Origin of the sequence: Marinobacter sp. Hex_13 (genome assembly GCF_001566815.1) — a bacterium.
GTDB lineage: Bacteria > Pseudomonadota > Gammaproteobacteria > Pseudomonadales > Oleiphilaceae > Marinobacter > Marinobacter salarius.
This window is the reverse complement of sequence record NZ_LSMM01000002.1, coordinates 89,341-115,386: the sequence shown is the minus strand read 5'-3', so window position 1 is coordinate 115,386 and position 26,046 is coordinate 89,341. Positions and strand designations below refer to the sequence as shown.

The window sequence follows — 26,046 nt, the reverse complement described above, 5'->3', positions numbered from 1 at the left end:
TTTCGGACTTCCACTATTTGTGGCTTTCAGGCCCATGTGCCACTTTGAAGGTGACGTTACACAACAGGAGAAATACTATGCTCTATTGGGCTATTGTATGCCTGATCGTCGCGGTAATCGCCGGCGTACTTGGTTTTGGTGGTATCGCGGGGACAGCCGCAGGGTTTGCGAAAATTCTGTTCTTTATCTTTCTGGTTCTGCTGGTTATTTCACTGGTGGCCAACGCGCTTCGGGGCAAAGGACCGAAGCCCTAGAAGTCTTCGCGTCCGGCGGCATGTTTTTAACGTGTCGCCGGCATCTGCAACATCACCGCCGATATGTCGTCGCAAACGTCTTCCTGACTCTTACCAACACAATTGACTGCCACGTCCGCAGCCCGCGAGTAAAGCTCAAAACGTTCCCAAAACAGCTGTTCCAGCGACTGATCCGGTCGTCGGGAGATGCCACGGGCGCTGTAATCCCCTATCCTCGCAATGACCACCTCCAGCGGAATATCAAGAAACACCACGAGACCATCAGCTTTCAGGTGGCTCATCGCAGGTTCGCTGTAGACGGCGCTGCCGCCCGTGGATATCACCTGACGCCGCACATCCAGCCTCAGCAATACCTGCTCCTCAATTCGCCTTAGTGCCTGATAGCCATCACCGTCGACAATGTCCTGCAAGGTGCGACCTGCTTCCTCCTGAATCAGCAGGTCCGTATCGATAAACCCCAGGCCAAGCTGTTTTGCCAACAGCACCCCAACCGTACTTTTGCCGCTGCCGGGCATTCCGATGAGTACAAGGTTGCTGCGGGACGTATTCAAAGGCACAGAATCTCCAGGATGTCGCCAACAATGAGAATTGACCGGCTATATTGAGAAAAGTAACACTTTTCCGACAAACATTGCGGTTTCTTCAGGCAATTAACGCCGTATAATCCGCCTTACGGTTGTTATTTACGAATGCAGGCGGTGTTCTTGATCATGCACTCCAAGAGTCAACGATGATAAGCGGCAAAACCCTTCTCACTTCCTCGCTGGCATTTCTGCTACTGGCTTTCGTTGCGCCCGTATCGGCGGACAGTATCAAGCGTATTGTGCACCCCGACGGTACCGTGGAGTACACCAACGTCAAGGGCAGTGGCGACAAGCGTGCGTCAACAAAGGATGAAGTGGTTTACCGCTACACTGACGACAATGGCGTAGTTGCCTACAGTGGTATCCAGCCCGCCAGCTCGAATTTCAGTGTCATCCGGTTCCACTGCTACGCCTGCGATCCGGATTCCAACGTTAATTGGCGCACCACACCGCTGTTCCTGTCGCCCTACCGGGATGAAATCAAGACGGCCGCCAGGGAGTTCAACGTTGACCCCGCTCTGGTTCGGGCTGTCATCCATGCGGAATCGGCGTTTAATGACAAAGCCCTGTCGCCCAAGGGAGCCCAGGGGCTGATGCAGTTAATGCCTGCCACCGCAGAGGAGCTGGGTGTTCGCAATGCCATGGTGGCCCCGGAGAATATTCGCGGTGGAGTCAATTACCTGGCCCGTATGCTCAAGCGCTTCGACGGTGACATCAAGCTGGCAACGGCCGCCTACAATGCCGGCCCGGGGGCCGTCGGGCGCCATGGCGGCATACCACCCTACGCGGAAACCCGCGCCTATGTGGAACGGGTTGGAATCCTTCATCAGCGCTACGCCAGTAACTGACCGGCCTAACCGAACGCCAGCCAGGCGCCCACCAGCATCATCAGACTGCCCGCCACACGGTTAACCGTGCGAACACCACCGCCTTGCTTTAGAGCCTTGCGCAGAGTCTTTCCACCGTGGGCGTAGAGCTGTAGGCAGAGGAACTCCAGGGCCAGTATGATCAGGATGAGAACCGTGAGTTGTGGCGCCATTGGCAGTTTACTGTCGATAAACGGCGGCAATAGCGCAATGAAAAACGCCCAGCCCTTCGGGTTGGCAATAGCGGTCACAAACCCCTGGAGCGCCAATTGCACCCTTGAACTCTCCACCGGTTGCGAATCCTCCTCCGGCATGGCCATTTTGCCCCGGGACTGCCACATCTGGATGCCCAGCCAGGCAAGGTAGGCGCCGCCTACAACCTTGAATACGTCGAAGGCCGTCGGGTACTTCAACATGAAGGTTGCCACACCTACTGCCGCCGCAGTCGCCACTACCGCCACGCCAACCAGCTCCCCGGCCATCATCCACAGCGCCCGTTTCACGCCAATGGTAATACCAAGGGACAGCGCCAGGGTCATACACATGCCCGGCGTAATGGACACCACAAAAAACGTCGGGATAAACGCGGACAGCAGGGCCAGGTTCAGTGACATCACAGACAGACTCTTACGTTGAGAGAAACCGAACTCTTAATTATACAGTCCACGCAGATAATGCAACCCGGACAGCTGAGCCATCTGCCCACGAATCCAGGCCACCCTCTCCCATACATAGGACGAGGGGCTGGCGGCACTGAGCACTTTCGGATTGGGAAGAACCGCAGCAAGCCGTGCTGCCTGGGTTTGCGACAGCCGGCTCGCGGGAATGCCGAAAAAGGCCCAACTGGCAGCCTCAACACCGTAGATCCCATGGCCGAATTCGGCGATATTCAGGTACACCTCCATGATCCGACGCTTCGGCCAGATAGCGTCGATACCGAGCGCCAGTCCGGCCTCCAACGACTTGCGCACGAAACTGCGTCCGTTCCACAGGAACAGGTTTTTTGCCGTCTGCTGGGTGATGGTGCTGGCGCCCCGCAAACCCTGGCCCGCACGGTATTCCGCAAGTGCCTTGCGAATGGCGCTGAAATCCACCCCCTGATGGTACGGAAAGCGTTGATCCTCACTGGCCACCACTGCCAACGGTACCCAGGGTGATATCTCGTCCAGGCTAACCCACTCCTGTCTGAGCTCGTGGCTGGAACCGGAAAACAGATGCCCCAGCATGAAGGTGGACGTCGGCGGATTCACGAACCGTAGCAGGACAATCAATGCGATTATCAGCAGCAAAAAGCCCACCAGTAACCAGGCAAGCGCGCGCAGGGATTTTTGGATCACGGATCGTTGAGCCACGGTGTTATCATCACCCAGGTTTGGGAATCACGGAGAAAGTCGGAAAGACTATAACATTGCCACTATGAAGCTTTCCCGAATTCTCAGTAATCAAAACGGTGTCAGCCGCAAGCAGGCCAACGCCCTGGTCGCGGCCGGAACGGTTACAGTGGACGGTTGTATCTGCAGGGAGACAGCCTGGGAAGTCGACCGTTTCAGCACTGTAGCCTGCAACGGCAGGGTTATCCAGCACGGGGACCGGGCCCACTACCTGATGCTGAACAAACCGGCCGGATACCTCAGTGCCACGGCGGACAAGATTCACAAAACCGTAATGGAGCTGATCGACCCGGAACTGCGAAAAGACCTTCACATTGCCGGCAGGCTTGACCGTGCCAGCACCGGTTTGTTGATACTGACCAATGACGGAACCTGGTCACGAAGGCTTACGGAGCCCAGGGTAAAGCTCCCCAAAGTCTATCGGGTCACCACGGTCGAACCGGTTTCAACCGATGCCATAGAGCGCTTCGCACAGGGAATCTGGTTCGAATACGAACAACTGACCACCTCTCCTGCGCGCCTGGAACCACTGTCTGCCAACGAATCCAGGGTAACGATCTACGAAGGCCGCTATCATCAGATCAAGCGTATGTTCCACGCAACGGGCAACCGTGTGAGTAGCCTGCACCGGGAACAAATGGGTGCGATAACACTGGACCCAACGCTGAAGCCCGGGGAATTCCGATCACTCACCACCCGCGAAATTATTCTGGAATAACAACGAAACAGGGGGCGGTTTCCCGCCCCCTGTGATCGCCTGTCTTCGATGGCGATCAGTTACATTGGCCGGCTTCGAACACGCCGCTGTCGGTCTCCTTCACCCAGCTGTAGGTGCCGGATACCGCGCCCAGGTAATCGTTACCACCGGTGGTGTAGTACCCCCCTGAATAGTACGCCCGGCCAGCGGTATCATGGTTGAGATGGGTATCGTTCCAGTCCTGGCAGGTGACATCGCCGCCGGAGCCACCACCATCACCGCCTCCGCCGGTTCCGCTGCAAGCGCTGGGTTCGGACGTATACCAGAGCCCCGGATCGCCCTCATAGAGGGTGACATTGCTCCAGGTGTCGAAGGAGCCCCCAATGTCGATGTCGTCGCCACTGGCATAGGCCCTCAGGTTGGAGTTACCTCCAGCGTAGGCCCGGTTTGCCGAAATGTGGGCATTGGGCGACGCTGTCGCCTGCTCGCAGGTCTCGGTAGGTGCGTTGGGGTCATACACCTCGACCTGACGGCTTTTCGTCGTGGTATTGCTGTCGCTGTCAGTCGCACTGTAGTCGCAGGTGTAGGTTCCGACCGTTGACGTATCCACCGCACTGCAGTCAGCCGTTACCGTCAGTGAACCGTCCTCGGCATCCTGCCCGGTGGCACCCGGATCGGTAAACGTGGTGTTGATCGCCACGGTCATCGGGTTATCGCCGATTAGTGTGATGACCGGAAAACCCTCGGGCTCGGTTCCATCGCGGCTGTGGCGGTTAAAGAAATCCCAGATGATATCCGGATAGCTGGGCCCCACCCTCACGGACCATTTGCCATTATTACCATGCTCTCCGCCAACCCAGTAGTGACCATGATTGGTATCCTGGGTATTGGGGGTCGACAGGGGGCCGTCCAGGTAGACGGTTTCAACCACCGAACGCGCTCCGTTGGTGCCATCCTGGGTATAACGGATGTGCTCGCAGCTGTGGTTGTTCTGATAATAGGGTGAACAGGCGACTGACGAGGCGTAGGCCTGGCCCGTGGTCTGGAACCCGGACTCGCCAAACACCTGCAGGTGCGCATCCCGGGTGTTATCAGCCGCCTCTTTCAGCACGGTACAGTCGTTCTCGTTCTGCAACACCATGAGCGGGATCGGATACTGGTCGTCCACCTCCGACTGCATGTCGGAGGATACCCGCGATACGCTGTGAAACGTCGCACTACCGGGGCACTGTCCGGACAATGAGACAGACGCAGAATCCTCACCGTACGGCAGGCCCGAGGCAGGCGCGGCCGCCGCCCAGTATTCGTTATGGGCCACCGAGGCTACGGTTGCCATGGCACCGCCGGAAGACAGGCCGGTGATATAACGGAGATTGGCGTCAATGGTGTAATTGGATTCAACAGCCTGTGCAATCTGGTGCAGGTCCTCCACTTCGCCAGCGCCTTCATGGCGATGGTGATCAAACCAGAAGCCCCAACAGTTTTCATTACGCAGCCCGTCGTAGCTGGTAATGAAGGGGGCAACCAGAATGAATCCGTACTCATCGGCTGCGGCTTTCAGCCCCCAGTCATTGAGCACGTCGTTGTTGGTCTGTTTGCAACCATGCAATGCCATCACCATGGGTGCAGGCGATTGCACGCTCGAGGGCACGTACACCTTGTAGTTACGGGCCCTGGACTGATTGTAGGATTGTTGTGGCAGGGTATAGGAATCTGTCTGGCCCGCGACCGCGGGAAGAGCAGGAATCATCAGGGCGGCGGAGGCCAGCAATGCCGATAGCGTGCCACCGCGCACCTGACGTGCGATGAGTTGGAACATCTTGAGCTCCTTTTATTGGATTTATTGTTCGGCAGTGTTGCAACTGAAAGATACGTGCCAGGATTGCAGGTTGCTGATTTCCCTCATCCCAGGGATTGTTCCGAATAACGATATGCCCGGAACGCCGGACAGAGGTGTCCGCGCGCCCGGACGGCCAAAAGCCTGCACGGGCAGTCATCCGCTTAACTTTCAGGTACCCTGCCCTTATTCGCCCTTACACACAGGAGCCACCATGACCCCAATAGCCATCGACATTGTTTCCGATATTGCGTGCCCCTGGTGCGCCATTGGTTATGCCCGCCTGGAAAAGGCGATGGACGCCCTGAAAGACGACATGGACTTCACTGTTGCATGGCATGCCTTTGAGCTGAACCCGGACCCATCCGGTGACGGCGAACCCATCCTGCCCGCCCTGAGCCGCAAATACGGCCGCAGCGAGGACGAGATGAGAGCCAATCAGGCGCAGATGATGGATATTGCCAAGGGGCTGGGACTGAACTTCGAGAAGCTACAGGAACGTCACACTCGCAACACCTTTGACGCCCACAGGCTGGTGAAGTGGGCCGGTGAACAGGGCAAGCAGACCGATATGAAACTGGCGTTTTTCGAGGCCTATTTCGGACGCGCCGAGAATATCTCCAATCCGGATACGCTGATCCACTGTGTGGAAACGATTGGCCTGGACGGCTCGCAAGCGCGCGAGGTACTGGCGTCTGACCAGTATGCAGAGGCTGTTCGGGAGGAAGAGGCACAGTATCAGCAGGCAGGTGTGTCGGCAGTTCCTGCTTACATCATTAACCAGAAGTACCTGATATCCGGTGCGCAGGAGCCAGACACCCTGATCAACGCATTCCGGGAGATCGCTGACTCTGCGTAACCCAAACCCTTGCAACGCCCTTCCCTGGGCGTTGCAAGGTGACAGGTCGTTACTCGGATGCTGCAATCAGGCTGGCGTTGCCACCCGCCGCCGTGGTGTCCACACACAGGTGGCGCTCAATCACAAACCTCTGGTCTAGCTTGTGTTCGGTGATCAGCGGTAACAGCGCACCTTCCCGCTTCGCCAGGGCCTGACGGTACTCCTTCAGCAAGGACGGCTCAGCGCAGCTTACGGCTGCCTGGAAACCACGCGCCTGGGACAATGCCTCTGGCTCCAACAGGCCCTCAATACCCACGATCGGCAAACCGGCCTTGGCAGCACGGTCAACCGTATCCTGGGTGCCCGGCGCAACCACAACCACCTTGTTGCCCTGGGACAGAGCCATTGCAGCCTGCTCCAACGCGGTTTCCTTGTCCGGACCAAGACAGAGCACCACACCCCGGGCATGATTGCTCAGGCGGTTCAGCTCACCCGTTGGCCCCGGCAATTCCTCGGCATGGGCGTCCAGCGGTGCTGGCACATCACCGAAAACAGGCTTCATGGCTTCAATTCTGGGCTCCGGCGCAGGCGCTTTCACATCCACTACCTTGCCAATCAGCCCTTCAAGCTTCTTGATATCCACCGCTTTGGCACTGACATCCGCCGGGCGTTCAACCGTTTCGCCTTTCAGGAAACGACGCACGTACTGCGGGCCGCCGGCCTTGGGGCCGGTACCGGAAAGACCTTCACCACCGAACGGCTGAGAGCCGACAATGGCACCGATCTGATTGCGGTTAACATAGGTGTTGCCAACCTTGATACGGCTGGCGATGCGTTCGACGCGGCGGTCAACCCGGCTGTGAACACCGAAGGTCAGTCCATAGCCCTTGGCGTTAACGCTATCGACGACTTTGTCCAGGTCCTTGGCCGCGAATGTGGCCACATGCAGCACCGGGCCGAAGATTTCCTCTTCCAGCTCTTCAATGCCGCTGACACTGATCACCGCAGGTGACACGAAGTTGCCTTTCTCCGGCACCGTCATTTTCTTCATCAGCCGGCCCTTGGCTTCATATTTGTCACAGTGGTCGACAATCTTTTTTCTGGCCGTCTCATCGATGACCGGGCCAACATCGGTGGACAGTAACCAGGGATCACCAATGCCCAATTCATCCATCGCGCCATACAGCATTTCCAGCAGGTGGTCGGCAATGTCTTTTTGCACATACAGCATGCGCAGTGCAGAACAGCGCTGGCCCGCGCTCTGGAAAGATGACGCCAGAACATCCCGCACCACCTGTTCCGGCAGCGCCGTGGAGTCCACGATCATGGCGTTCAGACCACCGGTTTCCGCCACCAGGGTGGCATCGGGGGCCATGTTCTCGCTCATCTTCTTGTCGATGCGCTGGGCCGTCGCAGTCGAGCCGGTGAAGCAAACGCCGGCGACCCGCGAATCGGATGTCAACGCCCCGCCAACCGTCGCACCGGTGCCCGGCAGCAACTGGATCACATCTTCCGGAATACCGGCCTGGTGCATCAGCTCCACGGCCCTTACCGCCAATAGCGAGGTCTGCTCGGCCGGCTTGGCCAACACAGCATTGCCTGCTACCAGGTTGGCAAGAATCTGGCCGGTAAAGATCGCCAGCGGGAAGTTCCAGGGCGAAATACACACCACGACTCCGCGCGACTCACCGCTGTCCTTGTAGCGAATACCTTCGTTGGCATAGAACTGGGCGAAGTCCACCGCCTCCCGAATCTCAGCGACGCCATCCAGCAGCGACTTACCGGCTTCGCGGGTGGCCAGCGCAAACAGCTCGTAGGCATTTTCCTCATACAGGTCAGCGACCTTGCGAAGACACTCGGCCCGCTCTTCGGCGGACCGGGCCGACCAGGCCTTGAAGCCTTCCTGAGCTGCGGTGATTGCTGTGTTCACGTCCTCCTCGGACGCCTGCGTCACATGGCCAACCGTGTCTTCCGCGTCGGCGGGATTACGGACCATTTGCACTTCCGCACCGGATACTTCGCCAGCGATGATCGGACCGCCTTTCCAGCGATGGTCACGATAGGCGTCCCGGCCTTCGTTGATTTCCGCAACCGTCACCGGATCGGTGATGTCCCAACCCTTGGAGTTTCTGCGCTGTTCGCCGAAGAGCTTGAAGGGGTGGACGATCGCCTTGCTTGAGATATTACTGCCCATCTCTTTAACGGAGTCTATCGGGTCTTTGGCGATTTCTTCCGGCGTAATGCTCTTGTCCACGATCTGGTTCACGAAGGAACTGTTGGCGCCATTCTCCAGCAGGCGACGTACCAGATACGCCAACAGGTCTTTGTGGGGGCCAACCGGGGCATAAATCCGGCAAGGCACACCACTGGTTTTCAACACTTCGTTGTGGAGTGATTCACCCATACCGTGCAGGCGCTGAAACTCATAGTTATCCACGCCTTTGGATTTGGCCAGCTCGAGCACCGCCGATACCGAGTGGGCATTGTGGGTGGCGAACTGCGGATAGATCCGGTCGGTCATGTTCAGCAGCTTGGTTGCGCAGGAGAGGAACGAAACGTCACTGCAGGCCTTGCGGGTGAATACCGGGAAACCGCTCAGGCCCATTACCTGGGCGCGTTTGATCTCGGCGTCCCAGTACGCGCCTTTTACCAGGCGCACCATAAAGCGACGGTCGTACTTCTCAGCCAGCCCGTACAGCCAGTCCAGCGCGAAGGCTGAACGCTTGCCGTAAGCCTGAACCACAACACCAAAACCGTCCCAACCGGCCAGTTCCGGGTCCGCGACCAGGGCTTCAATGACGTCAAGGGACAGATCAAGCCGATCCTGTTCCTCGGCATCAATATTGAACCCCATATTGGCCGCTGCGGCCTTCTTTACCAGCTCTTTGGCGCGGGGTAGCAGTTCGTTCATCACCCGCTCTTTATTGCCATATTCGTATCGGGCCAGTAGTGCGGACAGTTTGACGGAGATACCCGGATTCTTGCGCACATCGCCTTTGCAGGCCTTGGCAATGCTATCAATGGCATTGGAGTAGGAGTCGAAATAGCGCTTGGCGTCCTCATCGGTGCGGGCAGCCTCACCAAGCATGTCATAGGAATAGGTATACCCCTTTTCCATGTATTCTTTGGCTTCGTCCTGGGCTTCGTCGATATCACGGCCCAACACGAACTGACGGCCCATTTCCTTCATGGCCTGACCGGCAACCGTGCGAATGACCGGCTCGCCGAAACGCTTCAGCAGCTTGCGCAACGTGTCACCCACGCTGTGTCGCTCAGAGTCTTTCAATAGATTGCTGGTCATCAACAGCGCCACGGTCGCCGTATTGATCAGTGCTGAGGACGCCTTGCCTACGTGAGTACCCCAGGCGCCAGAAGTGACCTTGTCTTCGATCAGCTCGTGAATGGTCATATTGTCCGGCACACGCAGCAACGCCTCAGCCAGACACATCAGTGCAACGCCTTCCTTGGTCGTGAGGCCGTACTCCGCCAGGAATTTTTCCATAATGGTGGACTTGGCATTCTTGCGGACGCTGCGTACCAGATCGGCGGCGCGCTCCGAGATTCCATCGCGCTCTGCCCGGGTCAACTGGGCGCCAGCAATCATCTCACTAATCACCTTGTGTTCGTCCGCGAGGTAATAATTGCGGATGGCCTGCCGGCTATCGACCAGTGTGGGAGTCTCTGATTGCTGCGGTCTCATGGTTGAACCCTCTCAGTTGTTTATCTTTCCCGCATTCTACCGGGAACGACAAAGACTATTTGACTGTAAAAACCATACAAGCGCGACGTTCAGGCTTTTTTGGTTAATTAAAATTTACATTTTTCCTGTGAAATGATTAATTTTCAGACGAAAACACCCTGACAGATGACTAAGCTGCCTTTGCAGCCAGCTCCCGAAGCACGCCGTGGGCCACCGAGAACACGGCACAATCCACGTCACTCGCGGCCTGCATATCAGCCAGCATCTTTTGCCAACGGCTCAACAGAGCCTGCTTGTCTTCACGCCAACGTTCAAGCGACTGCTCAGGAGACATCGATCCGCCCCCTTCGGACGCGAAGGACAGTACACTCGCGGTCAGGTTCCGCAACTGGTGGTCCAGTTCGTCCCTGTAATGAAGCGTCGCCAGTACCTGCCAGTGCCCTCGGGCCTTGAAGGCACGCATCTGACGGTCCAGCCAGGTCAGTTTGAGACCTTCACCCAAGCTGAAGTACACCCAGGCCACCGACTCAAGATCCCGATCCAACTGACGACCAATCTCGATAATATCCATCAGCCAATAGCGGCTTTCTGCAGAGGCGGCATAGGCTGCCAGTTTTTCCGGAACATGGTGCTCACAGTATTTATCATAGCGTTCCTGCCACCGACTTGCAGGAATCACCGCCTCCAGGCTCTCTGTCGACGCCAACACCTCTGCCAGCGGCCGCTGATAGTGGGCAACACAGGCTTCCGGGTCCAGGTCAGCCCGGCGATTGTGCAACAGCCAGCTGGTACTGCGGGTAACCAGGCGAATCACATCGCTGAACAACTCCGCCTGCACGCCGGCACTGATTTTCCCGTCAAGCGCTTCGATCGCTTTCCACTGGGTTTCTACGTCATGGATCTGGAGGGAGATCAGGTAGCCGGCGGCAATCCGGCCACAGTCGGCACCGGTGGCATTACGCAGCTTGTCCGCCCAACTGATGCCCATGCGATTCACCATATCGTTGGCAATCTGCGTTGCAGCGATTTCCCCGCGCAGGGGATGGGCATCGATCGCGTCTGGAAAACGCTTGAGCAACGAGCCCGGGAAAGCGGAGTACAGGGCTGCGGAGAAACGATCGTCGTGAACAATAGGCGCAGCCTGCAACGCCTGCTTCAGTTCAATCTTGGCGTAGGAAATCAACACCGAAAGCTCAGGGCGAGTCAGCCCCGAAGCACGCTCTCGCCGCGAGCGGAGTTCCTCGTCGTCGGGCAGAAATTCGAGGGACCGATCAAGTTTCCCCTCTGCCTCCAACCGCCGCATCAGGCGTTCGTACTCGTCCGTAGTGGCAACCGCCCCCGTGGCGGCCAGGCTCAGAGCCATGGCCTGACGGTAATTATTCCGCAGCACCAGCTCCGACACTTCCGGAGTCATTGCCCGGAGCATCTGGTTACGCTGCCTCAGCGTCATCTTCCCGCTTCGCACCCGCTCGTTGAGCAGAATCTTGATGTTTACTTCATGGTCCGAACAGTCCACCCCACCGGCATTATCAATAAAGTCGGTATTGGCGGCACCACCGGTTCTGGCAAAACCGATGCGAGCAAGCTGGGTGAAACCGAGGTTTCCGCCCTCACCAAGGACCCCGCATTGTAGCTGGTGGCTGTCTATCCTTACGGCATCGTTGGACTTGTCGCCGACGTCGTCATGGGTCTCGCCAGCCGCTTTCACGTAGGTGCCGATACCACCATTCCAGAGCATGTCCACCGGGGCCTGCAACAGCGCACTGATCAACTCATTGGGCGGCAGGCGGGTTTCACGGATGCCGAGGCGTGCCTGCATCTGTGGCGACACGGGAATCCATTTGGCAGCCCGTGAGAACACACCACCACCCTCGCTGATCAGTTCTGCACTGTAGTCCTCCCAACTCGATCCCGGCGTTTCAAACAGGCGCTTGCGTTCGGCGAACGACGCCGCTGCATCCGGCTCCGGATCCACAAAGATGTGCAGGTGATTGAAGGCTGCCACAAGGCGAATGCGATCCGACAGCAGCATACCGTTGCCAAACACGTCCCCGCCCATGTCGCCAATACCCACAACGGTGAATTCGTCGGCCTGGGTGTCGATGCCTTTCTCAAGGAAATGACGTTTGACCGACTCCCAGGCGCCCTTCGCGGTAATACCCATTTTCTTATGGTCGTACCCCTCACTGCCGCCGGAGGCAAAAGCGTCACCAAGCCAGAAGCCGTATTCCCCGGAAAGCCGGTTCGCAATGTCAGAGAAGGTCGCCGTGCCTTTGTCGGCGGCCACCACCAGGTAGGTGTCATCGGCGTCGTGACGGACCACGTCAACCGGTGGCACTACGCTGCCTTCATTCAGGTTGTCGGTCAGGTCCAGCAAACCGCGGATGAATGTCTGGTAGCAGGCAATACCCTCTTCTCTCAGTGCCTCGCGTGAGCCGCCTTCCGGAGGCTGCTTGACGATAAAGCCCCCTTTGGCACCCACGGGTACGATGACCGAATTCTTGACCTGCTGGGCCTTCACCAGCCCGAGTATCTCTGTGCGGTAGTCTTCGCTACGGTCGGACCAGCGCAAACCACCACGGGCCACGGCGCCTCCCCGGAGATGAACCCCTTCCACCCGAGGGGAACACACGAATACCTCGAAACGCGGGCATGGCTTGGGAATATCCGGGATGCTGGAAGGATCGAGTTTAAGCGAGATATAGCCTTTGAACTCGCCGGTGTCCTGGCGTTGGAAATAGTTGGTTCTGAGGGTGGCCTTGATCAGTACATAAAACCGCCGGAGGATACGGTCGTCGTCAAGGCTTGTTACGGCGTCGAGAGCCTCAAGAATCCGGTTCTCGATGTGCTCGGATTCAGATTCCCGATTGCCCAAAACAGGATCGAAACGAGCGCTGAAGAGGGCGACCAGCAACGCCGTGATATCCAGGTGCCGGGCCAGGGTGTCGGCAATAAAGGGCTGGCTAAATCCGAAGCGCAACTGCTTGATGTAGCGGGAGTAGGCTCGCAGCAGGCTGACTTCACGCCAATTCAGACCCGCCGCCATCATCAACTGGTTGAAGTCGTCGTTTTCAGCGAAACCATTCCAGATTTCCCGGAACCCTTCCTGAAGTCGCGGTTTGGCCGCTTCGACATCTGCGCCACGGCAGCGGGAATGACATTCCACGGTAAAATCACTGACACCGAACTGCTCGCCGTCACGCCGCCGAATACGATACGGGTGCTCCCCCAACACTCGCATGCCAAGATTCTCAAGGATCGGAATCACATCTGACAGAATCACCGGCTTGCCCTGACTGTAGAGCTTGAAGTTCAGTTCCTGCTCTCCCTGCTCCGATGATGTGTAGAACCTCATGGGCACATCAGAACTGAGGGCAATGGACTGGATTTGCTGGATATCGCCAGCGGCCTCCGCGACGGAGAATCTCGATCGGTAACTCGAAGGGAACCCGCCGCTGAACATCCCCGCCCAACGCTTTCCTTCCGCTTTACCCAACACCTCGGTCAAACGGCGGTGCAGCGCGTCGTCCCAGGACTGGGACTCCTCCAGCATCGTCGCCACAACGTCACGCAGATGGCCGGAATCGTCCGGGTCGTAGTCCTCACCCTCCAACGCCTCGGAGAGCTGTTCCAGGAGGGTTTGCTTTTGAGGGGAATCGGAATGGGTCATCGGAGATCTCCGGGGATATCAACTGGGGCATGTATGACGGAACATCCCCAGTATAGACAACTCACGAAAGACTCTTTGCCCATAAAGTTTTAAAATGCAGGCAATTTGATTATATTCTTGGCTTTGTATAGCCGTATATCCATATCGAGAAATAAGTTATGGTCGAATTGGACAGGATCGATCACTCCATCATCCGCGAACTGCAAAAACACGCACGGGTGACCGTCACCGAACTGGCGTCACGTGTTGGTTTGTCAAAAACCCCCTGCCAGGTCCGTATGAGGCGCCTCGAAGAACAGGGCTATATCACGGGTTACACAGCCCTGATCAATCAGACCAAACTCGGACAGAGTCATATTGCCTTTGCCCAGGTCACCCTGAACGACACCAGCAGCAATGCCCTTGCGGCCTTTAACCATTCGGTGAAGCAGATTTCAGCGGTAGAGCAATGCCACATGATTGCCGGCAACTTCGACTACCTGCTGAAAGTACGCACGCGGAACATGGCAGAATACCGGCAAGTGCTGGGGGAGCAGATATCGGCGCTGCCCCATGTGTTGCAGACCAGCACGTTTGTGGTCATGGAGAATGTGAAAGACGCGGGGCTATGAGCCACAACGGCACCGAAAGCCCCGCTATCGGGTAAGCCGAGGATCAAACCCGCCCCAGAAACCGCCGCTCATCGACATTGACCTTAATGCGGTCGCCCGTGGAAATATGCTCGGGCACCTGCACCACCAGGCCGGTGGTGAGCCTGGCCGGCTTGGTGCGGGCAGTGGCCGAGCCACCCTTTACCGACGGGTCGGTTTCTTCGATCAGCAGGTCCACCGTAGGGGGCAAATCCAGCGCCACTGGCGCATCGCTCACCAGAACCACCATCAAGCCCTGAGTCTCTTCGTTGATGAACAGCAGTTCATCGGCAATGGCCTCGCCATTCAGGCTGTACTGCGTATAGTCCTCGCTATCCATGAAGACGTACTCCTCGCCATCCGAATAGGAGAACGTTGCTGGCCGACGGACCAGATCCGCCAGGTTCAGCATATCGGAGTCCTTGAAGGTCTGGTCGATCTTGTAGCCGGTTACAACGTCGTAAAGGCGCATGCGATACAGGCTGCCACCGGCACGCCCCTGCGGGACAGAACGCTCAATATCTTTTACGAAGTAGACACCACCTTCGTACTCGATCGCCGAATTCTTTTTGATTTCACCTGCTTTTGGCATTGCTACGGATTCCGGAATTTAAAGTGGGACAAACAGGGTGCTGATATATCATGAAGCGACGACGCTGGCGAGAGGCCCGACACCAAAATCAGGACACCAGCGCCCGCAAGTCCGCCAGAAAGCGATCAACCTGCTCCGGGGTGGTCGACCAGGAGCACATCAAACGGGCACTTCCGCCGATGAAATTGTAGAACTTCCACCCTTTGTCGCGCAGCGCCGCCTGCACCGGGTCAGGCATTTCTACAAATACGCCGTTCACTTGCCTGGGGTAACGGAGCCCGATACCCGGCAAGCCTTCCAGGCCCTTCGCCAGTCGCTCTGCGCAGGCATTCGCGTGCCGGGCATTCTCCAGCCATACATTACCTTCAAGCAGCCCGCACCAGGGCGCGGAAATGTAGCGCATCTTTGACGCCAATTGCCCCGCCTGCTTGCAGCGCCATTCGAAGTCCTCTGCCAACGCACGATTGAAGAACACAACGGCCTCCCCCAGAGCCAGGCCGTTCTTGGTGCCCGAGAAACACAGTACGTCCACGCCAGCTTTCCAGGTAATCTCGGAAGGGTGCACATCCAGCGCCGCTACGGCATTGGCGAAACGAGCTCCGTCCATATGGATATTCAAGTTGAAACGATCAGCCGTTTGCCGGATCGCGCGTAGCTCGTCTGGAGAATAGACAGTACCCACCTCAGTTGCCTGGGTCAGGCTCAGGGCCTTGGGTTTGGGGTAGTGGATATCCGTGCGCTTGGTGACCAGGTGCTCAATACTCTCTGGCGTCAGCTTGCCGTTCGGCCCCTGCCCCAAAAGCAGTTTTGCACCGTTGGAAGCGTACTCCGGCCCGCCACACTCGTCGGTCTCGATGTGCGCCAGTTCGTGGCAGATCACACTGTGGAATGACTGCCCCATGGATGCCAGTGCCAGTGAGTTTGCGGCAGTGCCGTTGAACACAAAAAAGACATCGCAGTCGGTATCGAATAGGCCCCGAAGCCCATCGGCGGCTCGTTGTGTCCAGCGGTCTTCCCCATACGCTGGCTCGTCAGAACCATTCGCCTCGGCCATTGCGGACCAGGCTTGCGGGCAAATGCCACTGTAATTATCACTGGCAAACTGTTCTGACTCAGACACGGGCATACTCCTGGAAGGCTGTATCGAAAAGACTGATAAGACCTTAACTCTATTTGCAAAACTCCGAATTTGCTACTCAGAAAAGTGCTTTCCTCAGCTCGTCACGACATGCCGCCGAACACAGACCTACGAGTGAGAATGCCACCTGAAATCATTAATCATAATGAGATTGATTTGCATTATTTAATCCGGCTGATATGATTGCCGCCATCCAACATGAACATCCGTTCATTTCTCTCCCAGCGTTTTCCGGAGGTTTTCGATGGCCCAGTCTCCCACCCCGCACCAGCTCACGCTGGCGATCAGGCGCACACTAACCCTTTTGGCAACCTGCTCGGCAATCTGTGTTCCAGCTATCGCGGCTGCGCAGGACGATGCCAGCGAACCAACGAGCCTGGGAGAGCTGGTTGTATCCGCAACCGCTTTGAAAGTGGAAGCCCCGTTGATGGAAACCCCCCGGCCCGGCTCGGTGGTGGAGCAGGAGGAACTGGAAGAGCGCAACGTGCAGGCGCTTGATGAAACCTTCCGCTACCGTGCCGGGGTGCTCTCGGGACAGTATGGTGAGGACAACGATACCGACTGGTTGAAGATACGTGGTTTCGACCAGTCGACTTATCAGGACGGCCTGCGAATCTATCGCGAGGGGTTCTACCAGTGGCTACCTGAACCCTTTGGCCTGGAGCGCATAGAACTGCTCAAAGGCCCTGCGTCCATTCTGTACGGCGAAGCGCCTCCGGGTGGTGTCATCAATGCAATCAGCAAGCGACCTACCGATACTGTTCAGGGCCAGATCAATCTGCAGGCAGGAACCGATGAGCATCGCCAGCTTGGGGTCGATACGTCCGGACCCGTCGGCGATCGAAACGATCTCAGCTACCGTCTGGTTGGCTTGTACCGCTATAACGAAGGCGATCTGGGTTTCACCGAGAACGAGCGCTACTACCTGGCCCCAAGCCTGACCTGGGAGATGTCTGACAGCACCGAGCTCACCTTATTGGCAAGTATCCAGAAGGACGACGCCATTCCGACCAATCCGTTCAAGCTGCCATTTGGCACCATAGACGACACGCCTTTTGGCAAAGTGGACCCGTCCACCAACTACAGCGAGCCAGGCTACGACACCAACGAACGCACCCAGTCAGCCATCGGCTATTCACTGAGTCATCGCCTAAACGACACCTGGACCTTCGAGCAGGACTTCCGCTACAGCCAGGTAGACCTGCTGTTACGCAGCAGCTTTATCTTCTTCCAGACAGGTCCGCGGGAAGGTCAGCGCTATCTGGTCTACCGGGACGGCGAGATCAACAGCTGGACAATCGACAATCGCCTGGTGGGCAAGTGGTTTACCGACCGCACCGAACACACGTTGCTGTTCGGGGTGGACTATCAGGATCTTGAAAACGAGGGCAAACAGAACGGCGCTGGAGGATCTACTCCGTTTGGCGGTCCTATCGACCTGTTCGACCCGCAGTACGGCAACTTCACGCCAATCACTGCCACAGATCTGATCGTACAGGACATCAACAAGCAGCAGACAGGCTACTACCTGCAACATCAACTGCGCCTGGATGATCGCTGGGTGTTCCTGGCCGGTGGTCGCTTTGACCAGGCCGAAGTCGACAGCGTTAATCGTACGGCCGGCACACGCCAGGAAGCCGATGCTGATGAATTCTCCCTCTCCGGTGGTGTGATGTATCTGGCGGACAACGGATTCTCGCCCTACATGTCCTACACCGAATCATTTCAGCCTATTTCAGGTACTGATGGCACTGGCGACCTTTACGAACCAAGGAAAGGCAAGCAATTGGAGGCCGGCGTCAAAATCGCTCCGGACGATCTGGATGGCTACGTAACAGCGGCGATTTACCGGATCGAAGAAGAGAATTCCCTCGGCACCAGCCAAAGCGGTTTCCAGATCCAGGACCGGGAGCGCACCACGGCTGGCTTTGAACTAGAGAGTGTCAGCTACCTGACCGACCAACTGGAACTGACCGCCGCGTACACGTACAGCGATGCCACGATCAAGGAAACCGAGACCGACAACAGCGAACGCGCAGCCCCGCTTATCCCTAGACATATGGCGTCAGCCTGGCTGGATTACAGTTTCGTCGACCACGTGCCAGGCCTGAAAATCGGCGGCGGCGCACGCTATGTGGGCTCTACTCGCGACGGCACGACCGATGTTCCCTCGTACACGGTTCTGGACCTGATGGCCCAATACGATGTAACCCGCAACTGGCAGGCACAGGTGAACGTCACCAATGTTGCGGACCGGGAATACGTCGCAAGCTGTGATTACTGGTGCTACTACGGCGAAGCCCGCAGCGTGGTTGCCAGCGTCCGCTACCGTTGGTGAAGGGCTCACACACAAACTTGCTTGACGAAATAAACCCGAACACGGCAATCTGCGTATCACGAGGCAACTTTTCACACACCCGTTGGCGACTCCTGCATGTCTGAACCGTTCAGTTCATCCACCACTGGCCGCGCCCCATCAGGCGCGGAGTCGCCATCCATGTCAGAGTCCCCCGACCAACTCAGCCAGCTTCTTAAGGGCGTTGCCGCAAAAGACCGCGCAGCGTTTGCAACACTGTATGAAGCAACGGCGCCGAAACTTCTTGGTACCATCACCCGTATCTTGAATAACCGGGGCTGGGCCGAGGAAGTCGTTCACGATACGTATATCAAGATCTGGCGAAAAGCGGATCAATTCGACGCGTCCAAGGCCTCTGCGATTACCTGGATGGTCACCATTGCCCGCAACGGTGCTATCGACGAGTTGCGAAAGCAGCCGGCAAGTCGCAAGGCACCGGAAGATGAGCTGGAGCAGCTTGCCAGCAAAGTACCCAATGCCCAATCACAAGTGGAAAGCCAGCAGACCGTGAACCAACTGAACCTTTGCCTGGAGGAACTGGAAAAAGACCGCCGCGACATGGTGCGGCTGGCCTATCTGAACGGCTGGTCCAGAGCAGATCTGGCCACGCATTTTGATCAGCCGGTCAATACCGTCAAAACTTGGCTGCATCGGGCACTGAAACAACTGAAGGGGTGTCTCACACCATGACCGACCGCGACGATCTGGACATGCTTGCAGCAGAGTTCGTCCTGGGCACACTGGAAGCCCGGGAGCGGGCCGCTGTGGCCGTGCGTCGGCAAAGCGAACCGGATCTCGACGAAATGATCACTGCCTGGGAGCAGCGCCTGTCTGCTCTGGCGGATGAAGTAACGCCGGTCACGCCAGACCCTGAGCTGTATCAACGGATTGCACAACACATCGATGCCCTTGAGACGCGCCAAGCGAGTGTTGGTACTGACAGCCACGATCAATCCAACGTGGTTTCCCTGCACAAGCGCCTTCGGCGTTGGCAGTGGAGTACGGCCCTGACGTCTGCCGCTGCCATGGTGCTGGTGGCCGTTCTCATATTCCAACCTGCGCCAGAGCAGGGCCCGCAATCGTTTGTGGCCGTGTTCCAGCAGAATGACCAGCAGCCGGCCTTCATGCTCTCGGTAGACCTCAACAACCGTCAAATGCAGATTCGTCCGGTAACGGCCGAACCCATGCAGGGAAAATCCTACCAGATGTGGATTAAGGCCGATTCACTCGGGCCGAATCCCCGTTCCCTGGGCGTACTCAACGACAACTTTGAGCTGGAGCGCGCAGCACTTCGTGACTACGATCCTGAACTACTGAAGGAAGCCACCTTCGGTATCAGCGTAGAGCCTGAAGGCGGTTCACCTACTGGCCAGCCCACCGGGCCAGCCATACACGGCTACCTGTATCCCGTTGCTGATGGGGCCTCTGAACCCTCTCACTGATTCTTTTTACCTTGCTGAAACTTTTGGGAACCACGCCCCGTAACTGTGGTTACACCCATCGAACAAAATATCAGGATGGGATCAACCCGAAAGCAAGGAGAACACAATGAAGAAGCATTTGATGACAAGCGCATTTCTAGCCGCAACTCTGGCTTCTGGTTCCGCATTGGCAATGGACAACATGAAAGTCGGGGTTTGGGGAGACAATCAGTCAGTTGCGGACGGCACCGTGACTGCCAAGAAAGTGGTTGCCGAGAAAAATGGCTGGCTCGTGGTGCACCGCACGGATGAGAGTGGCAAGCCAGGCCCGGTCGTGGCACACGCGCCCCTTCGCAAGGGTAAAAACACAGATGTGGCCGCCATTTTGACTGAAGACGTCAAATCCGGTGACATGCTGATGTTGATGCTTCATAGCGAAGACGGTGGCATGAAAACGGGCATTTTCGAATACACCCTGGGCGCCAAGGAAGATGGTCCCATCAAGAAAGACGGTAAGCTTGTGATGAAAACCATCACAGCGAAGTAAGCGACCGGCAAACAACTGGGTGGGGCCGCTCCCGCGGCCCCACCTGATCAGTCGGAGAGGGTCTGATTACCCGCCGAAGGCTGCGCTTTCCGATACATCCAGGCCAACCCCAGTAACGCCAGCCCAAGCCCCATAAAGGCCGCCACTCGCCAAAGCCCCTGTAGGCCGGCCATATCGACCAGAAAGATCTTGGCAATCACCAGTCCCAACAGAGCCATACCAGCCTTGTAGAGCACCGCATTGTCACGCTTGGCGGAGTAGGCAATAGCGCCGATCGCGTACATTAGGCTGACAACCGAATAAGTGTAAAGCTCACCCTCTAACATACCGAACGACAACCCCATGTCACTCCCCTGCCAGAGTTGCCGGATCTCCAGCGCGGTAAACAGCAGAAAACCGGCAGACGCCACGCACAACGACCAGAACCGGGGCGCAAGCAAGGGAAACCGGCTGACCGCAAGTGCCAGCAGAATGGGACCACCGTAGGCGGGAAGCAGCATATTGATGATCGGTGTATCGCCAATATGGCCGCTGCCCCACCAGGGATTGTGCAGCGTCACCAGAGCGAGATAACTCAACATCGACAGCGCAACCAGTATCCGCGAGAACAACCGGTACAGCCAGGCCAGTGACTCACTTGCCCCGGCACGCACCATATAGGTCACGCCCAGTGCACCCCAGAGCAGTGTGTTGATTGCAGCCTCGGTAAAGCTGTACTGCTGGGAAAAAATATCGCCATCATAAAGCCAGTAACGCATCTCGGCACCCAGGAACAGCACCAGTAGATGCAGGGTTGCCCCCTCCAGCCAAGGACGAATGGCGCGATCCTTCCCCGCCAGCCAGGTGGCAATGCCGGCAAACAACGTCGCCCCACCATAGCTCCAGAGTGACCAATGGAGACCGGTATCGTAATCCTGCAGCCAGGGGTTGAACGTCAGCCGTGCCACCACCAGGGCCAGGGCCACCTTCAACAGCAGGTGAAGTTCGGGCATCTGATAACGCCGCGCCAGCCAGGTAAGGCTGACAAACTGAGCAGACAGGGCGAGGGTGAGTGACGCCTCACGAACAATCATTATCGCCGCCAGGGAATAGCTGACGTGTGCCGCCATCACTGCCCAGACAACGCCCACTCGATAGCGCTGCACGCTTTCGAGCTTCCACGCGAGAACGCCGTATACGCCGCCAACCAGCAACATTGCAACCGACCAGGCGGACGACGTCTGGTGGCCGTGTATTAACAGCCAACCCAGCACCGCCCAAACCAGTGGCGACAACAGTGTGAAGGAGGCCCATCGGCGGCGATCATTCTGGCGAACCCAGTGCCATAATCCGAGCCCGGTGGAGAGTATGGCGGCCCCAATCAGGTAGGACAGAAAACCACCCTGATGCTCCGGCGCCATCTGCGTAAAATAGGTCACCTCGGTGCCATTGCGCCCGACGTATCCGAGCCATCCCAGCGCACTGACCAGCACCGCGGCCCAGGGCAGGAACCAGAGCGCTCCACGACTCTGCGGCACCAGAGCTGCGGCCGGCAATATGATAAGCCAGCTCCAGAAAAACGGGCGATCACCCTGCCCGACCATCGATAGTGCCCAGAGAACCAGCAGGGATATCAAGACTTCCCGTAAATACGGCAACGCCTGCTTTGCGCGAACCGGAACCATGGCAAACACCACAAACAGGGCGGCGATGTACCAGGCTGTTGAGGCGCCGATGGCGGCTCCGCTGGACGTGGCCAACCACCACAGAAACGCGCCGGATAACGTGGCGTACCAAAGCCAGTCCCGATAGACATAACGCATCAACATCAACGAACTGACGGTGATCAGGAAACTGTAAGACAGCACAAAAGCCACGCTGCCATCATCGCCACCGATCAATAACGGCACCAGATAGGCGCCACTCAACCCCATGACAGCAAGCAGCGGGCCATGAAACAGCGACAGCACCATGGTACCCAGAGACACAATGGCCAGCCCGAACAGACCCACGGTAGGGCCGACCAGCCCGTAATGGTGAACGCCCGCCAGCAATGCCGCATAGAGGGTGATACTGCCTCCACCCGCCAGCGCCGCAAATACTTCGTTTGCACCCCGGTTGCGACGACGCAGGTACTCCGCTCCCGCATGCAACGCAAGACCGCTGAATAGCGCCAACATCAATTGCTGCGATGGGCCGATCATTCCTGCGTTGATGGAGTGGCTGACCATGAAAATACCGGCCAACCCAACGCTCAGGCCACCAAGCCAGACCATCCAGTTATCCTTCAGGGCCTGGACAAAGCGAGATTTATCGCGTGACGTCGCATCCGCTCCCGGGGAGCTTGTGTCAGGAAAGGGGCTTGTGTCAGAAGAGGGGCTTGATTCAGAAGGGGCTGGCGTGTCCTCGACAACGGCTTCGTCGAGTTCAAGCTCCAGCTCCGGGGCCGGCTGGTCTTGGTCCTTTCCGCCCAAATGTTGTTTTAGATAAGTCACTTCTTCGCGCAAACGGGACACTTCCCGGTTCAGGGACTCAAGGCGTTCCGACTGATCACGACGTCGGGAAAACGCAAGAATACCCAGCACGGAGCCCACCGGCAGGAGTATGGCAAGACCAAGTGCCAGAATAATCAATAATGCTTCCATGCTGCCCCTCGTGTGTCAGGCGCCCGACATAAGGGCCCGCTTATCCAAAATAATCCTGCATCCAGTCCACCAGCGTTTGGGCACTGACCTCCGACAACGCCATGCCCTGGAACTCATCACCCACTTCATCATCGATGGTCACAAACTGATACAACAACACGCCTGGCTGGTTGTCGTGCAGGATCAACGTTATGCGGCGACGGGTGCGCAGACAGTCAATGGTCATGACATCCGCAGGAATACCCGAATCACGCATGCCCCGGCGCACTTCCAACACTGGGTTGATGTGCTCATGGGCAGCCTGGATGCGGGTATGGGCATCACTGGCAATATCGGACAAGGCTTTCAGGGGATCAACATCGGACATGCGTTGCTGCCTGTGTTATCTGGCAAGTAAATGAAACGATTGTGAACACAGTTTACCTTGAATGACCCCCAATCATAACCTGCCGGCCAACGATCGGGGGCATCAACGCCTATACTCACCTTACGCGGGCAGCACACCGTGCCACACCGGGAGCGCCATATCCTCGGGTTCCTCTCCAGGACCACCATCCCGGCTTTTGAACGCGCCCTCCTCGATCGGAATCCGGAACAATGCCGTTGCCTTCCGCTCCTTCGCATTAGGGGCACGCACCTGCTCCCAGCGGCCCGGTTCAATCTGATTAATGATGGCCTGGAACGCGGCGTCGAACTCACGATCATCCGACACTGGCGAGGCCCTGCCAAACAGCACCAGCGATTCATAGTTGGCACTGTGGTGGAACGCTGACTTAGTCATTACCCACTGGTTTGTCACGGCAAATGAAATGCACAACTGTTGTCCCGATGCCAGCGTCTGCGCCAACCTGCCACCGCTGAGTGTATGCAGGTAAAGGTCGTCAGCAAGACGCCAGGCCGTGATCGGGATGATGCGTGGCTCACCTTCTTCCACAAAACCCACATGCGCTGTTTTTAATCTATCGATCAGAGCGTAAGCCGGCGCCCGCTCATAACTGGCTCTCCTGGCCGCGCGCTTCACCCGACTGCGAGGACAGCAAGACAGCGGTGATGACGGCGGTGATAACGGTAGTGATAAAGGGGTATCCGTGATTTCCTTCCGAGACATCGTATGCTCCTTTTGCAAAGTACGTCTCTATTAGAAGCAACATCTGATACCATGGAAAGATCCAGATTATAGATTTCAATAGGACCAGTTAAGGTGATTGACGATATACGGTTCGAACACACCACACCGCTGCAAACACAGCTTTATCAACACCTGTCCCAACGCATTATCCATCGACGTTATCCGCCGGGAAGCCAACTGCCCTCCAGCCGTCAGCTGGCAGCAGACCTGGGTATCAGCCGCAACACCGTCAATGCCGTTTACGACCAGTTGAAAGCCGAAGGTTTCCTGCAAAGCCGGGCTGGTCGGGGCGTATTCGTGCATCAAGACCTCAACCTGGCCATCAACCAACCTACCGGCGGAGCCATTCAAACCACGCAGGCCATGACCTTGCCGCCACTGCCGCCGGCTCCCGCCAGCCGCCTGAAGCTCGGGGAGGACGCCAACCTGCCCTTCCAGCCCGGGCTGCCCGACATCAACGCCTTCCCCATTCGCAGTTGGAACCGAATACTGCACCATCAGGAGAGCCGAACAAGCCTTCGCGGCTATGACACAACCCAGGGTTACCAGCCATTGCGCAGAGCCATTGCTGATTATTTACGAGCTTCCCGCGGGGTGCGTTGCCAGGAACACCAAGTGATCGTGACCAATGGGGCTCAACAGGCGCTGTCGCTGATTGCAGACGTGCTGTTAAAACCCGGTGACAGGGTCTTTGTTGAGAACCCCGGCTACCGGGGCGCCCGCTACGCCCTTGGTCGTCACGGCAACCCACTGCTGCCCGTACCGCTCAAGCAACAGGTTCTGGATGTTGGTGTCCTGGACAGCCTTGGCGCTGCCAAACTGCTGTTCTGCACCCCAACTCATCAGTACCCCATGGGGGGCATTCTCGATGTGTCACAGCGCATGGCATTGCTACAGTGGGCGCGCCGAAACCAGACGTGGATCGTGGAAGACGATTACGACAGCGAGTTCCATTTCTATAACAAACCGTTTGCAGCCATTCAGGGCATGTTCGATACCGCCCCCGCTCTCTATGTGGGTAGCTTCAGTAAGACACTGCTGCCAGCCCTGCGCGTCGGCTACCTGATCGTACCAGAGGCACTCGTCGACCATTTCCTCTGGGCCAAGCGTGTCAGCGGCGGAGAGACACCATTACTGACCCAGGCAACCATCGCCGAGTTCATCGACAGCGGCCAGTTCACACGACATCTGCGCCGTATGCGCCAACTCTATCGTGATAAGTGGCATCATTTTCAGGCGCGGGTTACCGAAAAGCTTGGCGGCAGGCTGGCCCCTATAGCGGAAAGTGCCGGAATGCATTTGGTTCTGAAAGGCAACGTGGATGACCTTGCCCTGAGCCAGCAACTGAGAGGCCTGGGCTTCGGCAGCACGGCCCTCAGCGAGCACTACATCGGAAAAACAGTGCAAACCGGGCTGGTGATGGGATTCGCGAGTGCGAGCGAGTCACAGATCGAGGCGTGCGTGGATGCACTGTGCAGACTTACCGACTACGATGAAAGATAGAAAAAACACGCTCCAACGTACTCGACAGGGATACTACTCTTATGACACTTCACCTTGAACTGGCACCACTGATAAGCCTGGGCGCGGGCATTGGCATACTCGTGTTTCCAAAGCTGCTGAACTACATCGTGGCGGGCTATCTGATCATCCTCGGCGTTCTGGGGTTGTTGGGGCATACGTTGTAAGCCGGCGCCCCATCGAGAAAGCGCCACCTACTGGCACTATTTGTGGTGCGCCATTTATGTTGTTTTGCACCATGTATGGAGAGTA

At 57.3% G+C, this 26,046-nt stretch carries 22 protein-coding genes; 11 read left to right on the top strand and 11 right to left on the bottom strand.

The annotated features are described in order from the left end of the window. Nucleotides 1-77 precede the first annotated feature (77 nt). Nucleotides 78-254, top strand: a complete 177-nt coding sequence (locus AXW11_RS01825) for a DUF1328 domain-containing protein (protein ID WP_007152648.1) — start codon at nucleotides 78-80, stop codon at nucleotides 252-254. A 26-nt stretch (nucleotides 255-280) separates the two neighbouring features. Here AXW11_RS01825 and AXW11_RS01820 read toward each other — a convergent pair whose 3' ends face one another. Continuing rightward, a complete protein-coding gene (locus AXW11_RS01820; RefSeq protein WP_036210277.1) occupies nucleotides 281-805 on the bottom strand; it encodes a shikimate kinase in 525 nt (174 codons plus the stop codon). Between the two features lie 179 nt (nucleotides 806-984). On the opposite strand from AXW11_RS01820, the gene AXW11_RS01815 reads away from it, so the two are divergent. Further along, nucleotides 985-1,686: a lytic transglycosylase domain-containing protein gene (locus AXW11_RS01815; protein ID WP_075197010.1), complete on the top strand. Its 702-nt coding sequence runs from the start codon at nucleotides 985-987 to the stop codon at nucleotides 1,684-1,686. Nucleotides 1,687-1,691: 5 nt separating this feature from the next. Here AXW11_RS01815 and AXW11_RS01810 read toward each other — a convergent pair whose 3' ends face one another. Together AXW11_RS01810 and mtgA are read right to left on the bottom strand one after the other, a co-directional pair. Then, on the bottom strand, nucleotides 1,692-2,318 hold the full coding sequence (locus AXW11_RS01810; RefSeq protein ID WP_036209386.1) for a LysE family translocator: 627 nt from the start codon (nucleotides 2,316-2,318) through the stop codon (nucleotides 1,692-1,694). A 36-nt stretch (nucleotides 2,319-2,354) separates the two neighbouring features. Further along, nucleotides 2,355-3,056, bottom strand: a complete 702-nt coding sequence (gene mtgA, locus AXW11_RS01805; RefSeq protein WP_036209384.1) for a monofunctional biosynthetic peptidoglycan transglycosylase — start codon at nucleotides 3,054-3,056, stop codon at nucleotides 2,355-2,357. Between the two features lie 64 nt (nucleotides 3,057-3,120). On the opposite strand from mtgA, the gene AXW11_RS01800 reads away from it, so the two are divergent. Further along, nucleotides 3,121-3,813: a pseudouridine synthase gene (locus AXW11_RS01800; protein WP_091640842.1), complete on the top strand. Its 693-nt coding sequence runs from the start codon at nucleotides 3,121-3,123 to the stop codon at nucleotides 3,811-3,813. A gap of 55 nt (nucleotides 3,814-3,868) precedes the next feature. Here the strand turns inward: AXW11_RS01800 and AXW11_RS01795 are convergent, their stop codons facing one another. Then, entirely contained in the window at nucleotides 3,869-5,611 is a 1,743-nt protein-coding gene (locus AXW11_RS01795; RefSeq protein WP_091640839.1) for an extracellular catalytic domain type 1 short-chain-length polyhydroxyalkanoate depolymerase, read from the bottom strand. 232 nt (nucleotides 5,612-5,843) lie between these two features. Here AXW11_RS01795 and AXW11_RS01790 point away from each other — a divergent pair, with 232 nt between their 5' ends. Continuing rightward, nucleotides 5,844-6,488, top strand: a complete 645-nt coding sequence (locus AXW11_RS01790) for a DsbA family oxidoreductase (RefSeq protein ID WP_041334176.1) — start codon at nucleotides 5,844-5,846, stop codon at nucleotides 6,486-6,488. Nucleotides 6,489-6,537: 49 nt separating this feature from the next. Here the strand turns inward: AXW11_RS01790 and putA are convergent, their stop codons facing one another. Continuing rightward, complete coding sequence (gene putA, locus AXW11_RS01785; RefSeq protein WP_041334174.1) at nucleotides 6,538-10,167, bottom strand: bifunctional proline dehydrogenase/L-glutamate gamma-semialdehyde dehydrogenase PutA; 3,630 nt, start codon at nucleotides 10,165-10,167, stop codon at nucleotides 6,538-6,540. A gap of 169 nt (nucleotides 10,168-10,336) precedes the next feature. Continuing rightward, nucleotides 10,337-13,837: an NAD-glutamate dehydrogenase gene (locus AXW11_RS01780; protein WP_091640837.1), complete on the bottom strand. Its 3,501-nt coding sequence runs from the start codon at nucleotides 13,835-13,837 to the stop codon at nucleotides 10,337-10,339. A 158-nt stretch (nucleotides 13,838-13,995) separates the two neighbouring features. Between AXW11_RS01780 and AXW11_RS01775 the strand changes: the two genes are divergently transcribed. Beyond that, a complete protein-coding gene (locus tag AXW11_RS01775) occupies nucleotides 13,996-14,448 on the top strand; it encodes an Lrp/AsnC ligand binding domain-containing protein (RefSeq protein WP_007152658.1) in 453 nt (150 codons plus the stop codon). 43 nt (nucleotides 14,449-14,491) lie between these two features. Here AXW11_RS01775 and efpL read toward each other — a convergent pair whose 3' ends face one another. Both efpL and AXW11_RS01765 read right to left on the bottom strand, forming a co-directional pair. Beyond that, nucleotides 14,492-15,058: an elongation factor P-like protein EfpL gene (gene efpL / locus AXW11_RS01770; protein ID WP_036209377.1), complete on the bottom strand. Its 567-nt coding sequence runs from the start codon at nucleotides 15,056-15,058 to the stop codon at nucleotides 14,492-14,494. Between the two features lie 88 nt (nucleotides 15,059-15,146). Then, complete coding sequence (locus AXW11_RS01765) at nucleotides 15,147-16,184, bottom strand: threonine aldolase family protein (protein WP_036209376.1); 1,038 nt, start codon at nucleotides 16,182-16,184, stop codon at nucleotides 15,147-15,149. Between the two features lie 256 nt (nucleotides 16,185-16,440). Between AXW11_RS01765 and AXW11_RS01760 the strand changes: the two genes are divergently transcribed. The 4 genes from AXW11_RS01760 to AXW11_RS01745 all read left to right on the top strand — a co-directional run bounded on the left by AXW11_RS01760 (nucleotide 16,441) and on the right by AXW11_RS01745 (nucleotide 20,520). After that, nucleotides 16,441-18,534, top strand: a complete 2,094-nt coding sequence (locus tag AXW11_RS01760; RefSeq protein ID WP_177190576.1) for a TonB-dependent siderophore receptor — start codon at nucleotides 16,441-16,443, stop codon at nucleotides 18,532-18,534. 159 nt (nucleotides 18,535-18,693) lie between these two features. Then, nucleotides 18,694-19,242, top strand: a complete 549-nt coding sequence (locus tag AXW11_RS01755) for a sigma-70 family RNA polymerase sigma factor (protein WP_041334173.1) — start codon at nucleotides 18,694-18,696, stop codon at nucleotides 19,240-19,242. Beyond that, complete coding sequence (locus AXW11_RS01750) at nucleotides 19,239-19,994, top strand: anti-sigma factor (protein ID WP_041334171.1); 756 nt, start codon at nucleotides 19,239-19,241, stop codon at nucleotides 19,992-19,994. The genes AXW11_RS01755 and AXW11_RS01750 overlap by 4 nt, the downstream gene beginning before the upstream one ends. 106 nt (nucleotides 19,995-20,100) lie before the next feature. Further along, nucleotides 20,101-20,520: a DUF7282 domain-containing protein gene (locus AXW11_RS01745; protein WP_041334169.1), complete on the top strand. Its 420-nt coding sequence runs from the start codon at nucleotides 20,101-20,103 to the stop codon at nucleotides 20,518-20,520. 47 nt (nucleotides 20,521-20,567) lie between these two features. On the opposite strand, the gene AXW11_RS01740 is transcribed toward AXW11_RS01745, so the two are convergent. From AXW11_RS01740 to AXW11_RS01730, 3 genes are all read right to left on the bottom strand, one after another. Further along, nucleotides 20,568-23,144 carry a DUF2339 domain-containing protein gene (locus AXW11_RS01740; protein ID WP_041334168.1) on the bottom strand — a complete coding sequence of 859 codons (2,577 nt, stop codon included), beginning with the start codon at nucleotides 23,142-23,144 and terminating at the stop codon, nucleotides 20,568-20,570. A gap of 40 nt (nucleotides 23,145-23,184) precedes the next feature. Then, complete coding sequence (locus AXW11_RS01735; RefSeq protein WP_036209362.1) at nucleotides 23,185-23,511, bottom strand: hypothetical protein; 327 nt, start codon at nucleotides 23,509-23,511, stop codon at nucleotides 23,185-23,187. A 120-nt stretch (nucleotides 23,512-23,631) separates the two neighbouring features. Beyond that, a complete protein-coding gene (locus AXW11_RS01730; protein WP_075196998.1) occupies nucleotides 23,632-24,252 on the bottom strand; it encodes a pyridoxamine 5'-phosphate oxidase family protein in 621 nt (206 codons plus the stop codon). A 93-nt stretch (nucleotides 24,253-24,345) separates the two neighbouring features. Here AXW11_RS01730 and pdxR point away from each other — a divergent pair, with 93 nt between their 5' ends. Continuing rightward, the gene (pdxR, locus tag AXW11_RS01725) at nucleotides 24,346-25,776 is read left to right on the top strand and encodes a MocR-like pyridoxine biosynthesis transcription factor PdxR (RefSeq protein ID WP_091640834.1); all 1,431 of its coding nucleotides are present in this window, start codon (nucleotides 24,346-24,348) and stop codon (nucleotides 25,774-25,776) included. Nucleotides 25,777-25,817: 41 nt separating this feature from the next. After that, nucleotides 25,818-25,961 (top strand): DUF3096 domain-containing protein, encoded by a 144-nt coding sequence (locus tag AXW11_RS01720; RefSeq protein WP_007152669.1) that lies wholly within the window; start codon nucleotides 25,818-25,820, stop codon nucleotides 25,959-25,961. Nucleotides 25,962-26,046: the final 85 nt, after the last annotated feature.